This is a genomic window from Microbispora sp. NBC_01389, assembly GCF_045040095.1.
Lineage (GTDB): Bacteria > Actinomycetota > Actinomycetes > Streptosporangiales > Streptosporangiaceae > Microbispora.
Map to the genome: position 1 here is coordinate 2,369,986 of NZ_CP109552.1, position 15,007 is coordinate 2,384,992.

Genomic DNA, 15,007 nt, shown 5'->3' on the forward strand with positions numbered 1-15,007 from the left:
TGGGTAAGAACGCCGCTCATCTCGCGCTGAGCGGGCGTTAATCATCGCCCTCCTACCGTTGCCTCATGCTCACCAGGAGAAGCACGAGGCGGCTTCCACTCACTTACTACTACTCGCGCGAGTGGGCGAGTCCTGCTGGGTGCGGTGCCAACGAACCTCGCCGATGACGGCGTCCCGTTTCCTGTCTGGAGTGTGCGCATGGTAGCCACATCTGCTCCCCCTCGGCTGCGACAAATGACGAACAAGGTGCCCCTCGTCACCGCGACCTTCTGGGTCATCAAGATCCTTTCGACGACGGTCGGGGAGACGTTCGCGGACTACCTGTCAGTCAATGTCGGGCTGGGCCCGGTAGTGACCGATGGTTTGGTGTTCATCGTCCTGGCAGCGGCCCTGGTGCTGCAGGCATCCACCCGCCGCCACACCCCGTGGATCTATTGGCTGTCCGTGGTACTGGTGAGCATCTCGGGTACGCAGATCACCGACTTCCTCACCGACACCCTCGGGGTCAGTCTTTATGTCAGCACGGCGTTGTTCGCGGTGCTCCTCGCCGTAGTTTTCGCCGTCTGGTATCGGCAGGAGATGACCCTGTCGATCACTGCGATCAACACGCCCCGGCGGGAGGCGTTCTACTGGGGTGCCATTCTGACCACCTTCGCGTTGGGCACCGCGGCCGGCGACCTGTCCACCGAGGCGTTGAGTCTCGGGTTCCGCAACGGTGCACTGATCTTCGGCGGCGCCTTCCTCGTCACGCTGGTGCTGTGGCGGATCGAGGCCTGGCAGGTGGCCGCGTTCTGGGCCGCCTACATCCTCACTCGCCCGCTGGGCGCCGCCGTCGGTGATCTGCTCACCCAGGACCACTCGCTCGGTGGTTTGGGTCTCGGCGCCACCCGGACCAGCGTGTTGTTCTTCGCCGTTATCGTCGCGCTTGTCGCGCGCGAGCAGGTGGCCACGACCAGGGCCCGCCGCGCGCACTCCGCGGATACCGGGGGCAAGTCGGGCCGGGCGAGCCTGGGCCGGCCGTCGGACCTGGCATGGGCTGCCGCCGGCATTGCCGCCGTCGTCGGGATCGGCGGCTGGCTGTCAGCCGGGGCCGCCGGCCAGAATCCCGGCTCAATGGTGGCGGCGACCGGATCGGCTGACTCCCCTGGCGCGGCGGCAGGGGACTCGACAGCGGCGGAGGCGACAAAGCCACGGCAGGTGGTGTCAGCCAAGCTCGGGGACTTGTCCTCTTTCGCGGTCATCATCGACGATGTCAACGCGCTGACCGCCAAGGGCGACCTCGCCGGCGCGAAAACGCGGATCAAAGACCTCGAGGTGGCCTGGGACGCCGCAGAGGCAGGCCTCAAGCCCCGCTCTCCGCAGGACTGGCACGCCTTGGACAACGCGATCGACGGGGCGCTGACCGCGCTGCGCGCAGGCAACCCGACCCAGGCACAGTGTGTCGCGGCGCTGCAAACCCTTGAGAAGACCCTGAAGCAACAGCAGGGCTGAACCGCGCCCCCGGGCAATCACGCCACCGCACTCAACCGGACGCCGCCGACCCATACCGGTCGGCGCCGGACCCTGGCCGCGCGCGCCGGTCGGCCCCCGCAGCGGCATGCCGCCCACCGGGGTCAGGAGGATCAGTTCGGCGCCTTGGGCGAGGAGCCGCTGGACGACGAGACGCCCGACGGCGCCGATCGCTCCGGTGACGAGAATGGCCATGGCGAGTGCTCCTTGTCGCGGGTAGTGCGACCAGAACCGATGGCTCGGCCCGTCAGATCACCGTCTGGATCTCGATCGGGCCGGCGTACGGCGGCTCGGACCGCTGCTCGGCGTCATCGGCGGGCAGGCCGGACGACGACAGGGCGGTCAGGATCGCGGCGAGCTCGGCACGGGAGTGGATGCCGAGCTTGCGGTAGATCCGGGCCAGGTGGGTGTCGACCGTACGCTTGCTGATGGACAGAGCGGTGGCCACCTCCAGGTTGCTCATGCCCCGCAGCACCAGGTCGGTGACGCGGCGCTCGCCGGTCGTCAGCGGGTGCTCGCTGTCCTGCCGCACGCGTGGGCTGCGCGTGCCGGTGGCCGTCAGGTGCTTTTCCGCCAGGCCGGCGAGTCGTACGGCGCCGCAGTCGTCGGCCAGGCGGAGCCCGGCGGCCAGGGTGTCGCGGGCCTTCTGGTCGTCACCGGTCTGCAGCAGCGTGATGCCCAGCCTGACCAGCACCCGGGTGTACTCCAGCCGGCTGGCCCCGTTGTGCAGCAGATCCACCGCCTCGTGCAGCATCTTGAGCCGGGTGGTTCCCTCGTACGCCACGCTTCCGGTGCTGAGGGCACGGGCGATCGTCGTCGGCGAGCCCCAGGCGTGCGCGAGCTCCAGTTCCTGCTCGGCCACGATCCGCGCCGAGGCCCGCTCGCCGAACAGCACGTACGCCAGGACCGCGTTGGTCCCCCACGGCACGCAGGCCGGGTTGGCGATGCCGGACGAGGTGAGTCGCCGCCCGCACTCCAGCAGGACTCGCAGGCCGTCGCGGGCCCTGCCTCGGGCGAGGTGCAGCCGGCCCAGGCAGTCCATGGCATACCCGGAGATCAGCGGATGCCAGTCCCCGTACGGGTCGACCGACGCGAGCAGCGACTCGGCGGCGTCCAGTTCGCCCAGCTCGACGTGGGCACGCGCGGAGGAGGCCACCGCGGCGACGCGGAACCCGTCGGTATGGGCGTCCGACGCGTACCTGATCGCATCCCTGGCGTCGTGCAGCGAGCCGTTCAGGCTTCCGAGCTGATAGCGCACCTCGGAGCGGACCAGCAGAGACAGGACCAGCCGGGTGTCGGAGCCGGCGGTGCGGGCCTCGGTGACCACGCGTTCGGACAAGTACGACGCCTCGTCGGTCCGGTCGCTCCAGATGAGCGGGAGCACCGCCCCGAGCGGCACCACGCCCTTGCCGTTGGAACAGCGCCGGGCAAGCGTGAGCGTTCTGTTCATGTTGCGCCCGCGTGCGCCCGTGACCAGGGCGAGCGAGCTGAGGAACTCCCGCGCGGCCGAGGTGACGGGCGCCGGCGACCCCCCGAGTTCTCGCAGCGCGCGCGGCACCGCCCCCAACGGCCCGGACAACAGGATCTGCGCGACGAGGATGAGCATCAGGTTCGTCGCGCCGGCCGGGGTGGCCTCGACGGCGGTCTGGAGGGCGTCGGCGAAGATGCCGCTCGCCTCGGAGGAGTTGGCGGTGACCACGACGTCGGCGAACGGGGCGATCGCCGGGAGGTTGGCCGGTGACGCGCGCACCCGGCCGGCCACCGTACGCAGGTGCCGCAGGCACGCGGGCAGGTCGCGGTGCATCTCCACGGCGCCGAGCTCGCCGGTGACGTCGAGGACGGCGTCGGCGTCGCCGGACTCGGCGAGCGCGCGGTGCAGATAGCGGGTCGCGCGGTCCCAGGAGTGCTCGGCCGCCGCCTCCCCGGCGGCCTCGCGCAGGACCGTGACGGACCAGGGGTCGCCGGTCGCTCCGGCCGACATCAGATGCCTGGCGGACCGGTTCACCGGGGCACCGAGGCGGTAAAGCAGGGACGCCGCCCTGCGGTGGAGGTCCTCACGGTCGGCGGGGTCCATACCGGCCAGGATCGTGTGCTGGACGTGCGGGTGGGCGAAGCAGTCGGCCGGCTTGCCGACGAGCAGGCCGGTGCGGCGTAGCGTCTCGCCCGCCTCCTCGGCCACGAGCTGGCCGAACCCCGAGAGCATGGCGGCGATCTCCAGCCCGTCGTCAGGGGCGACGATGGCCAGGCTCCGCAGCAGGTTCAGGCTCGCGGGGTCACGGTCGGCGAGCCAGCCGGCGACCGTCTCGGTCATCGACGCGGCCCCGATCTTCAGCACCTGCGACAGTTCGGCCTCGCCCGGTCGCACGCCCGCCGCGGCCAGCCGGTCGGCGTGCCGGCACAGCAGCAGCGGGTTCCCTTGGACGAGCCGGTGGCAGGAGTCGGCCACACCGGCGTCGACGGGGCCGCCCAGCGCCGTTTCCAGCAGCCGCCGGGCGCAGGCGGGGCAGAGCGGGGCCGGTCTGAGCACGTGGGCGTAGGGCAGGGCGTCGATGTCCCGGATGATGTCGCGGCCGGCGAGATCGTCGGACTCCACGGTGAGGACCATGAGGATCGGCAGGCCGTCGAGCCGGCGGGCGATGTAGGAGCACCACTGAACCGACTGGGGGTCGGCACAGTGGACGTCGTCGACAGCGATGATCAGCGGCTGCGCGCGGGTCATGGAGCGCGTCGCCCCGTACAGGCTCTGCAGCAGGTCCGGGGCGACGAGCCCGGCGGACGGCGGGCCGAATCCGCTCCCCGGGAGCGTCAGCGCGCCGGGCTCGACGGACGGCCGGTTGGCGGTGCCGCCGATCAGCGGGTCGAACAGCTGGCGGACCACGCCGAACGGGAAGTCGCGCTCCGCGGGGTGGCCGCGCGCCATGAGCGCGGAGCCGAGGTCGGGTCGGCCCGTCAGCGCAGCCTGCAGCAGCGTGGTCTTGCCGACCCCCCTGGGACCGGCGATCACGATCACGGCGGGCTGCCCCGCTGACAGGCTGGAAATTGCTCCCCGAATCGTATCCAGCTCGAAGTCACGGTGCAGCACCGGCTGCCCTGAGGACATCGCTCCCCCGCGGGATGCGCGGCTACGTCTGCTACTACGATCATGCCGCGTACAACTGGCCACTTGTCAATACCTTATTTGCCACGAAAGGGACTTACCGGGTGTTAGGTGGACAGATTGTCGAAGTTCATGCAGGGGGTGCGCTCGTCCGCGTGAACTGCGTAGATCTAGACCGAAACGGGGGATCGGGACGGCCCGGGATGTACGCATTTCACGTACGTATCCGTATGCTTCGCACAGAAATACCTCATGAATGCGTACACCAGAATTGCGTCTTTACATTCCTCCGGCTCCGATGAAACGGTGCGATCAATGACAATGTGAGTATTGCCGGGGAGGGCCATGGACCACCCACGTCTCAAGGCGCATTTCACGGCCCAGGTGGTCGACGGATCGAAGGTGTTCCTCCTGGCCGAAGGCCAGCATTATCTCGTTCAGGGAGAAGGGGCCGTCAAGGTCCTGCCCTACCTGGACGGACGTCACACGATCGCTGACATCGCACAGGAGCTGACCGGAGAGCTGCCGCTTACCCAGGTCCTCCTCGCGATCCGTAAATTCGCGGCGTTCGGCCACTTGGCGAACGGACGGCCCGACTGGCCCGACCACACTCTCGCCTATTGGGACGCGCAGGGCGTCGACCCGGCGAACGCTCGGCAGGCCCTGTCGCGCACCGAATTCACCGTCGTCGCCGGCGACGGCGTGGACCCGGGGCCGGTCGTCGCGCAACTCGCCGCCCACGGACTGCGCGTCCGCACGGCGACCGTGGACGAGGAGGCCGAGGCACCAGGCGGCGCCCTGTCCGTGGTCGTCGTCGACGACTACCTCGACCCGGCGCTGGCCCGGCTCAACGCCGCCTACCTCGCCGCCGACCATCCGTACGTGCTGGTCAAGCCGGTCGGCGTGATGCTGTGGATCGGCCCGGTGATCCAGCCGGGGCGCACCGGCTGCTGGGCCTGCCTTTCCCAGCGGCTCAGCGGAAACAGGCAGGTCGAGCGGTATCTCGCAGGCAAGCACGGGGGCGGCACGGCCTACCACGCGGCGAAGGAGGCGGTCCCGGCGGGGGCGGCCGTGGCTGGCGGGCTGCTCGCGGTGGAGCTGGCCCGGACCGCGGCGACGGGCGCCCCGTCCCGGCTCGAAGCCAGGATGACCACGATCGACCTGCGGACGCTGGGCGCCATGGAGCACACCCTGGTGCGGCTGCCGCAGTGCCCGGCCTGCGGCGACGCGTCGCTGATCAGCGAGCGCAGTCCCAAGGTGGTGTTGTCGTCGCGCGACGCGCGGCACGTCACCGACGGCGGCTACCGCATCGAGCCGCCGGCGCGTACGTACGCGCGGCTGGAGAAACACATCAGCCCGCTCATCGGTGCGGTGACCCGGCTCCACACGTTCGCCGAGCAGGACAACGGCGTCACCTACAGCTTCACCGCGGGCCACAACTTCGCCATGATCGGCGACAACATGGATCTGCTCCGCCGCAACCTGCGCGGACAGAGCGGAGGCAAGGGCCGCACCGAGATCCAGGCCAGGGTCAGCGCGCTGTGCGAGGCCATCGAGCGCTACTCGGGCGTGTGGCGCGGCGAGGAGCCGGTCCGCAAGGCGGCGTACGCCGACCTCGACACCGCCGCGGCCGTCCACCCCGAGTCCCTGCTGCACTTCTCCGAGGCCCAGTACGCCGACCGGGAGAAGTGGAACGCCGACCCGAGCCACCGGCTGCACCTGGTGCCCGAGCGGTTCCGCACCGACCTGCCGATCGACTGGTCGGCGGCCTGGTCGCTCACCGACGAGCGCGAGCGGCTGGTGCCCTCCGGCTACGCCTGGTATGGCCATCCCGACCTGGACCGGCACTTCTACTGCGTCGGCGACTCCAACGGCAACGCGTCGGGCAATTCGATGGAGGAGGCGATCCTGCAGGGCTTCTGCGAGCTCGTCGAACGCGACGCGGTGGCCCTGTGGTGGTACAACCGGGCTCGGCGCCCCGCCTTCGACCTGGACTCGCTGCGCGACCCCTACGTCGACACCCTGCGCGAGTTCTACGCGGAGATGGGGCGGAGCATCTGGCTGCTCGACATCACGAGCGACCTCGGCATCCCGGCCTTCGTCGGGGTCTCGCACCGGATCGACCACCCGGTCGAGGACATCATCGTCGGCTTCGGCGCCCACCTCGACCCGCGGATCGCGGCCATCAGGACGCTCACCGAGGTCAACCAGTTCCTGCCGTCCGTCGAGCGGCGCGACGAGCAGGGCAACACCGTCTACCTGGACGACGACATCGCCTCCCTGGCCTGGTGGAAGCAGACCCGGCTGGCGGACGAGCCGTGGCTGGTCCCCGACCCGGCGCTCGGCACGCGCTCGCTCGCCGAGCATCCCCGCTCCGGCGGAGGCAACCTGGCCGCGGACGTCGAAACCTGCGTCGCACGGGCCAGTGCGTGCGGAATCGAGATCGTCGTCCTCGACCAGACCCGCCCCGACCTGGAGCTCAACGTGGTGCGGGTGATCGCGCCCGGCATGCGGCACTTCTGGCGGCGCCTCGGCCCCGGACGTCTCTACGACGTGCCGGTCGCGCTCGGCTGGGTGCCGGAGCCGACCGCCGAGAAGGCCCTCAACCCCACGAGTGTCTTCTTCTAGCCGGATTTTGGAGGGACATGGTGACTCACACGGCTCCCGGAGCCGCGACCCCGGCTCACGACCGCCCGGCGGACGGGCTCCGGCTCCGGCGCGACGCCGAGCTCTCGGAGGCCGACGGCCGGCTGGGGGTGAGCGGGCCGGCGGGCACGCTGCGGCTGCGCGATCTTCCGCCCGGAGCGAAGGCGGCGCTGTCGGCGCTGGCCACCGCCGATGTGACCGAGGCGGATCTCACGGCGACGGTCGTCGCGGGCGACGGCTTGGCGGGGCTGCTGCGGTGGAACATGCTGCTGCGCCAACTGGCGATGAACGGCCTGCTGGAGTATGCCGCGGACGGCGTCCGGCTGCGGCCCGCCGGCACCGGCCCGGTGGAGCCCGCCGCGCCCCTCGACCCGGACACCAGGGTGCGGCTGTCGCGCTTCGCCGTCGCCACCGCCGAGGACGGCGTGCTCACCGTGCGCTCCCCGCGGCACCCCGGCGTGGTCGAGCTGGCCCCGGCCGCCGCCGGGCTCCTCGGCGCGCTGGCCGACTGGACCACCCCGGCCGAACTGCCCGGGGACGAGCGCGCGCTGCGGTTCTTCGCCGGGGCCGGCCTGCTCACCCGCACCGGAGAGGAGGACGATCGCTCGCACGCCCAGTGGTCCCCCCGCGACCTGTGGCTGCACGCGCACAGCCGGGGCCCCCGGGTCGCCGCGAGGTATGGCGGGTCCTACCCGCTGCGATCCCGGTTCGGGCCTGAGCCCGCGTCTCCTCCGGCGTTCGGCGGTTCCCGGATCCCGCTGCCGCGGCCCGACCTGGAGCTGGTCGCCAAGGCCGACCCGCCCCTCACCGAAGCCCTGGAGCGCCGCCGCTCCGTGCGCGAGCACGACCCCGCCGAGCCGATCACGGTCAGGGAGCTCGGCGAGCTGCTGTACCGGTCGATGCGGCGGCGCGATGTCTTCACCGGGGACGACGGGCAGCAGCTCGCCGACCGGCCGTACCCGTCCGGGGGATCCGTCCACGAGCTGGAGCTCTACCCGCTGGTGGTCTCCTGCCAGGGCGTCGAACCGGGCCTGTGGCACTACGACACGGCCGACCACGCACTGGAGCGAGTGGCCGAGCCCGGCCCGGCGACTGGGATCCTGGTGGACCGGGCCAGGGCGGCGGCGGTGATGGAGGCCGACCCGCAGGTGCTGCTCGTGGTCAGCGCGCGGTTCGGCCGGGTGATGTGGAAGTACGAGACGATCGCCTACTCCCTTGTGCTCAAGCACGTGGGCGTGCTCTACCAGACGCTCTACCTCGTCGGCACCGCCATGGGCCTCGCGGTGTGTGGCCTCGGCGGGGGAGACGCCACCGACTTCGCCACGGCGAGCGGGCTCGACTATCTCACCGAGGGAAGCGTCGGCGAGCTGGTCGTCGGCAGCAGGCGGGGAGCATGAGATTCCGGTTCAAGGCACTGCAGCGGATGCGGGAGCCCGACGAGCTCGACTCGCCGACCCTGCTGGCCTCCCCCCGCGGCTGGATCGCCACGTTCGTGGTGCTCATCGTCGTCGCGGGTGTCACCGTGTGGGCCTTCGTCGGCCGGCTGCCGATCAACGTGTCCGCCGCCGGCCTGCTCACCCATCCCGGCGGTACCGCCCTGATGCAGAGCCCCTACTCGGGGATGGTCCGCAAGCTGTTCGTCCACCCCGACGACTCGGTCACCCAGGGCCAGCTCGTGGCCGAGATCACCCCCGTGAGCGGTCAGCCGCACCTGGTCACCAGCCCGTTCACCGGGCACGTGGTGGCCGCGGCGGTCGACGACGGGCACATGGTCGCCGTCGGCGAGAACCTGCTGACCGTGGAGCGCACCGACGCCCCGGACGACCGGCTGGTGGCGATGCTGTTCGTGCCGGCCGACCAGACGCTGGGCGTGGTCCCCGGCCGGGCGGTCGACATCGCGGTCTCCACGGCGCCGCCGGGATCGTTCGGGCTGCTGCGCGGCCGGGTCGCGTCGGTCGGCACGTATCCGCTGGTGCTTGAGGAACTGTCCGACCTGGTCGGTGGGGAGGCGGCGGCGCGGGCGTACCTGAAGGGCACCCCGCCCCGGTTGGTGATCGTTGACCTGGACCGGGATCCGCGCACGGCGTCCGGATACGCCTGGTCCACGAAGGCGGGGCCGCCGGTGCGACTCCAGTCACAGGTGAACGTCACAGGCTCGATCGGTCTGGGCAGTCAGACGCTCTTCGACCTGCTCCTCGGACGCTGAGGCGCGGCATGGCACGGATGAGCGCCGACCGGCGGCGACCACGGATCGGACGTCCGCACGGTGCGGCGAGCACGACCAGAGAGAACCTCCTCCGGAGGAGACAACGATGAGCCAGGCCACGGCAATGCCGCCCCGGACTCCCGAGTCTCCGGGGTCCGCCGACGCGCCGGCGCCGCGGCGCCCGGCCGCACGGGGTGGCCCTCGGCGGCGCCGGTGGCGGTGGCGCAGCAGCACGCCGACCGTGATCCAGATGGAGGCGGTGGAGTGCGGCGCCGCCGCCCTCGCGATGGTCCTCGCCTACTATGGGAAGTTCGTTCCCCTGGAGGAGCTGCGGTCGGCCTGCGGCGTCTCCCGTGACGGGGCCAAGGCCTCCAGCGTCATCGCCGCGGCCCGCCGCTACGGCCTGATCGCCAGAGGCTTCCAGATGGAGGCCGAGGACCTGGCGACCGTCGTCAAGCCGGCCATCATCTTCTGGGCGTTCCAGCACTTCATGGTGGTGGAGGGGGTGCGGACCCGGTTCGGCAGGAAGGCCGTCGCGGTCAACGATCCGGCCGGCGGCCCCCGTATGATCGACTGGGCCGACTTCGACTCCGGGTTCACCGGGGTGGTGCTGACGTTCGAGCCCGGCCCCGACTTCACGCCCAGCGGTCATCCCACCCGTGTCGGCCAGGCGCTGCTGTCGCGGTGGATGCCGTCGGGCCGGGCCCTGCCGCTGGTCCTGCTCGCCAGCCTGCTGCTGGTGGTGCCGGGCATTGTCGGGCCGGCGTTCAGCCGGGTCTACATCGACCGGATCCTGTCCGGCCGCGAGCCCGGCTACCTGCTGCCGCTGCTGCTGGCGATGGGTGTGACGGCGCTCGCGGCGTTCGTGCTCACCTCGGTGCAGCGGCACTACCTGCTCAGGCTGGAGATCCGGCTCGGCCTGGTGAGCTCGGCCCGGTTCTTCCGGCATCTGCTGCGGCTGCCGGTGGAATTCTTCCTGCAGCGCCGCCCTGCCGAGGTCGCCAAGCGGGTCCAGGCCAACGACACGGTCGCCGAGATCCTCTCCCGGGACCTGGCGATCACCGTCGTCAACCTGGTGCTCGTGCTGTTCTACGCCGCCGTCCTGATCCGGTACGACCTGCTGCTCGGCCTGGTCGGGGTGGCCATGGCGCTGCTCAACATCCTCGTGCTGCGGCACGTCTCCCGGGCACGTAAGGACGCGGCGGCGGCGCTCCGCGCCGACCTCGGCAACCTCACCTCCACGACCTTCAACACCCTCCAGCTGATCGAGACCGTCAAGGCGACCGGCGCCGAGCCGACCGCGTTCCAGCGCTGGGCCGGGTTCCTGGCCAAGGTCGTCAGCGCCAAGCAGCGGCTCGGCGTGGCCACCGCCACGCTCACCGTGGTGCCCCCGCTGCTGGCGGGGATCAACAGCGGGCTCATCCTGCTCATCGGCGGGCTACGGGTGGTCGACGGGGTGATCAGCGTCGGCATCCTGGTGGCCTTCCAGACGCTCCTCGGCGCGCTGTCGCGGCCGGTGACACAGTTGACCAACCTGGGCGGCCGGCTCCAGGACATCTCGGCTGACATCAGCCGCCTGTACGACGTGGAGCGTTATCCGGTCGCGCACGCCTTCAAGCGGCGGGAGCGGCCCGAGACGCCGGGCCGCGGGCGCCTCGACGGCTGCCTGGAGTTCGAGAACGTGTCCTTCGGCTACAACGCCATCGCCGCCCCGGTGATCAAGAACCTGTCGTTCTCCGTGGTGTCCGGCCGTCGGGTGGCGATCGTCGGGAACTCGGGCAGCGGCAAGTCCACCGTCGGCAAGCTCGCGGCGGGGGTGTATCCGCCGGGGTCGGGGCGGGTGCTGCTGGACGGCCGTCCAAGGGAGGAACTGCCCCGGCCGGTCGCCGCCGCGTCCGTGGCGTACGTCGACCAGGACATCACCCTGTTCGAGGGGACCGTACGAGACAACCTCACGCTGTGGAGCGACGACATCAGCGACGAGGTGGTGGTCGAGGCGCTCCGCGACGCCGCCATCTTCGATCTGATCGGCGCCCGCCCGGGAGGACTGAACAGCACCGTGCGGGAGGGCGGCCGCAACTTCAGCGGCGGCCAGCGGCAGCGGCTGGAGCTGGCCCGGGCGCTGTCGGTGCAGCCGACCCTGCTGATTCTGGACGAGGCGACCAGCGCGCTCGACCCGGAGACAGAGCGGATCATCGCCGACAACCTGCGTCGGCGCGGATGCGGCTGCCTGATCATCGCGCACCGCCTGTCCACTGTCAGGGACGCCGACGAGATTCTCGTGCTCGACCAGGGTGAGGTGGTCGAGCGTGGCCGCCACGAGGAGCTGGTCGCCCTCGGGGGCCACTACGCCGAGCTCATCGAGAACGCCCAACGTAACGGAGGTTGACGTGACCGAACCGCCCCGGGGCGCCGCCGTGTCCGAAGCGCCGCAGCGGTGCTGGTGAGAGAGCCTGCGAGAGAGATGGTGCGCCGGTGACCGTTTTCGCGCCGTTCTTCACAAGGGCGGCGACGCCCGTGGACTACTCGGCCGACCGCCTGCTCGTCCTGTCCGACCTGCGGGAGGTGCTCCTCGTCGAGCAGGGCGCGGTCGACCTGTTCGCCGTACGGCTGGAGAACGGCCGGCCGGTGGGCCGGTGGAACTTCCTGTGCCGGCTGCGCCAGGGCGCGCTGCTGCTCGGCGCCCCCAAAGGTCCCAGGCACAGCATCGTGGGCCGTCCGGTGCCGGGCACCCGGGTGTCCAGCATGCCCCTCGCCAAGCTGCGGGGGCTGTCGGCGACCGGCCGGTCCGGCACGCAGCCCACCGCGGAGTACGGCCTCGCTGTCAAGCAGTTCGTCCACGGCTTGGAGGCCGGCATCGTGTCGCTGGCGCAGGCGATGCGGGACAGGCTGCCACCACGCGAGTTCGTTCCCCTGTCTCCCGGCGAGTCCACCGAGCTGGCCGGTGGCGTGGCCGCCCGGTCGGTGGACGGCGTGTGCTGGGTCACCGTCGAGGAGGGCACTGTCGAGAATCCCGAGGGTCTCGCCGGCCGTCTCACCGGGGGCGCCGAGATCTGTGTGACCGAGCGGGACTGGCTAGTCTCCCTCGGGCCCGCCCGGCTGCGCGCGAAGACCACCTGGGAACTCCTCGCCGACGAGACGATCTGGCACCGGTGGGTGGAGCACACCACCCGGTTCCTCTACACGGTGGACCGCCGCGTCGAGCGGCAGGGCGTACGCGAGCAGGGGATGCTGGCCCGCAGGAACGAGCGGGAGGCCGGCACCCTGCGCGCGGCCCGGCAGGGATTCGACGCGCTGGTGCGCGACACCGAGGCGCGGGTGCGGCTGGCCGACGTCACCGCCGACTCCCCCACGCTGGCCGCGGCGCGGCTGGTGGCGTCACACGGGGGCTTCCATGTCAGCGCGCCGCCGCCCGGGAGCAGTCACGGCGCCCGGACGGACCCGCTGCAGGCGATCGCGCTGGCGTCCGGTGTGCGCACCAGGTCGGTGCGGCTGGACGGCGCCTGGTGGAAGAGGGATCTCGGTCCGATGGTCGGCTTCCGCAAGGGCGACGAGACGCCGGTGGCGCTGCTGCCCATCGGCTCGCACTACGTGGTCGCGCAGCCGGGCCAGAACCGGGTCACCCCGGTCACCCGCGCGGTCGCCGCGACGCTGTCCAACCGGGCCGAGGTGCTCTACCGGCCGCTGCCGAGAGAGGTGCGCTCGGTGGCCGGGCTGCTGCGGTTCGGGCTCGCCCGCAACGCCCGCGACTTCTGGGTGCTGACGTCGCTCGGGACACTGGTGGCGATCATCGGCCTGCTGGTGCCCGCGATGACAGGGCTCGTCCTCGGCACGTTCGTGGCCGCCGCCCAGCGGGACCTGATCGTCGAGGGGGCGCTGCTGGTCATCGGGGGCGCGTTCGTGGCCGCCGCGCTGTCGATCGTGCAGAACGTCGCCGCGTTGCGCATCGAGGGGCGGTCGACGGCCCGGCTGCAGGCGGGCGCCTGGACGCGCCTGCTGTCGCTGCCCGCCACGTTCTTCGGCCGTTACTCCACCGGCGAGCTCGGCACCACGGTGCTGGGCGTCAGCGCCGCGCAGGAGATGCTGTCGGGCGTCATGACCACGGCGACGCTCGGGCTCTTCGCCGGGCTGGCCAACCTCGTGCTCGTCTACTTCTACGACGTCCGGATGGCGCTGATCGCGACGTTGCTCGTGCTGATCAGCGTGCTGGTGTGCGTCGTCGCCGGCTTCTTCGAGGTGCGCCTGCAGCGCCGCCTGTACGAGCAGGAGCAGCGGCTGTCCTCACGGGTGTTCCAGTTGCTCGCGGCCGTCCCGAAACTGCGGGTGGCGGCGGCCGAGGACCAGGCGTTCAGCGTGTGGACCCGGGAGTTCCTGCGGACACGCGGCACGTCGGCGTCGGCCCGGCGGCTGCAGAACCTGGTGACCACGTTCAACGCGGGGTTCCCCCTGGTCTGCACGCTGATCATCTTCGCGGTCGCGGGCGGGCCGCTGCAGGGGGCGCTCGGCGTGCCCGCGTTTCTCGCGTTCTTCGCCGCGTTCAACCTGCTCATCGCCTCGGTGCTGCAGTTCACCGGCGCCGCCATCACCGCGATGAGCGTGGTGCCGATGCTGGAGAAGCTCGGCCCGGTGCTGGTGGCCGAGCCCGAGGAGCGCCCGGGTAAGGCCGACCCGGGCGACCTGTCCGGCCGCATCAGCCTGTCCCGAGTCTCGTTCCGGTACGGCGAGGACGGTCCGCTCGTGCTCAGCGACATCGACCTGTCCGTCGAGCCGGGGGAGTTCGTCGGCATCGTCGGCCCGACGGGCAGCGGAAAGTCCACGGTCCTGCGCCTGCTGCTCGGGTTCGAGGAGCCGGTCGCGGGCACCGTTCTGTACGACGGCCAGGACCTGGCCGAGCTCGACATCGGGGCGGTGCGGCGGCAGTGCGGCGTCGTCCTGCAGAACGGCGCCCTGCTCGCCGGGGACATCCGGCAGAACATCGTGGGCAGCACCAACCACACGATCGACCACGCCTGGGACGCCGCGGCCATGGCCGGCATCGCCGACGACATCGCGGCGATGCCGATGGGCATGCACACGGTCCTGTCGGAGGGGACCAACACCCTGTCCGGTGGACAGCGGCAGCGCATCATGATCGCCCGGGCCCTGGTGTCCCGGCCGCGCATCGTCTTCTTCGACGAGGCCACGAGCGCCCTGGACAACCCGGCGCAGAACGTGGTGGCCGAGAGCACGCGCCAGATGAACGCCACCCGCATCGTCATCGCCCACCGCCTGTCCACCATCAGGGAGGCCGACAAGATCGTCGTGATGGACGGCGGCCAGATCGTGCAGCAGGGCGGCTACGACGAACTGCTCGCGGACTCCGACGGCCTGTTCGCGCGTCTGGCCAGACGGCAGATCTGACTGATAAACATTACTGTCAGCAAGGATGGGCGATGGAAGTCGGAGCAGGACGCCGTCGCCTGGTCGGAGCGCCTGCCGCGCAGGCCGGGGGACCGGGTTGAGCTGCGTCGCCGCGAACGTGCAGGATGACAGCGTGGACGGACCTGCCT

The 15,007-nt window shown here is 71.2% G+C and carries 7 protein-coding genes; 6 read left to right on the forward strand and 1 reads right to left on the reverse strand.

The window, feature by feature from the left end:
- The first annotated feature begins 234 nt into the window (after window positions 1-234).
- Window positions 235-1,491, forward strand: coding sequence for a hypothetical protein (locus OG344_RS10640; protein ID WP_405088071.1), 1,257 nt, complete (start codon window positions 235-237; stop codon window positions 1,489-1,491).
- A gap of 265 nt (window positions 1,492-1,756) precedes the next feature.
- Here OG344_RS10640 and OG344_RS10645 read toward each other — a convergent pair whose 3' ends face one another.
- The gene (locus tag OG344_RS10645) at window positions 1,757-4,609 is read right to left on the reverse strand and encodes an AAA family ATPase (protein ID WP_405088072.1); all 2,853 of its coding nucleotides are present in this window, start codon (window positions 4,607-4,609) and stop codon (window positions 1,757-1,759) included.
- Between the two features lie 342 nt (window positions 4,610-4,951).
- Between OG344_RS10645 and OG344_RS10650 the strand changes: the two genes are divergently transcribed.
- The 5 genes from OG344_RS10650 to OG344_RS10670 all read left to right on the forward strand — a co-directional run bounded on the left by OG344_RS10650 (window position 4,952) and on the right by OG344_RS10670 (window position 14,858).
- Window positions 4,952-7,234, forward strand: a complete 2,283-nt coding sequence (locus tag OG344_RS10650) for a TOMM precursor leader peptide-binding protein (protein WP_405088073.1) — start codon at window positions 4,952-4,954, stop codon at window positions 7,232-7,234.
- Window positions 7,235-7,251: 17 nt separating this feature from the next.
- Entirely contained in the window at window positions 7,252-8,649 is a 1,398-nt protein-coding gene (locus OG344_RS10655) for a SagB family peptide dehydrogenase (RefSeq protein WP_405088074.1), read from the forward strand.
- On the forward strand, window positions 8,646-9,458 hold the full coding sequence (locus tag OG344_RS10660) for an HlyD family efflux transporter periplasmic adaptor subunit (RefSeq protein ID WP_405088075.1): 813 nt from the start codon (window positions 8,646-8,648) through the stop codon (window positions 9,456-9,458). The genes OG344_RS10655 and OG344_RS10660 overlap by 4 nt, the downstream gene beginning before the upstream one ends.
- 241 nt (window positions 9,459-9,699) lie before the next feature.
- The gene (locus OG344_RS10665; protein WP_405088076.1) at window positions 9,700-11,847 is read left to right on the forward strand and encodes an NHLP family bacteriocin export ABC transporter peptidase/permease/ATPase subunit; all 2,148 of its coding nucleotides are present in this window, start codon (window positions 9,700-9,702) and stop codon (window positions 11,845-11,847) included.
- 86 nt (window positions 11,848-11,933) lie between these two features.
- Entirely contained in the window at window positions 11,934-14,858 is a 2,925-nt protein-coding gene (locus OG344_RS10670; protein WP_405088077.1) for an NHLP bacteriocin export ABC transporter permease/ATPase subunit, read from the forward strand.
- Window positions 14,859-15,007: the final 149 nt, after the last annotated feature.

What these genes read in the sequence shown, in the direction of transcription:
- OG344_RS10640 (WP_405088071.1), top strand. Translation starts at nt 235, where the DNA reads ATGACGAACAAGGTGCCCCTCGTCACCGCGACCTTCTGGGTCATCAAG.
- OG344_RS10645 (WP_405088072.1), bottom strand. Translation starts at nt 4,609, where the DNA reads ATGTCCTCAGGGCAGCCGGTGCTGCACCGTGACTTCGAGCTGGATACG.
- OG344_RS10650 (WP_405088073.1), top strand. Translation starts at nt 4,952, where the DNA reads ATGGACCACCCACGTCTCAAGGCGCATTTCACGGCCCAGGTGGTCGAC.
- OG344_RS10655 (WP_405088074.1), top strand. Translation starts at nt 7,252, where the DNA reads ATGGTGACTCACACGGCTCCCGGAGCCGCGACCCCGGCTCACGACCGC.
- OG344_RS10660 (WP_405088075.1), top strand. Translation starts at nt 8,646, where the DNA reads ATGAGATTCCGGTTCAAGGCACTGCAGCGGATGCGGGAGCCCGACGAG.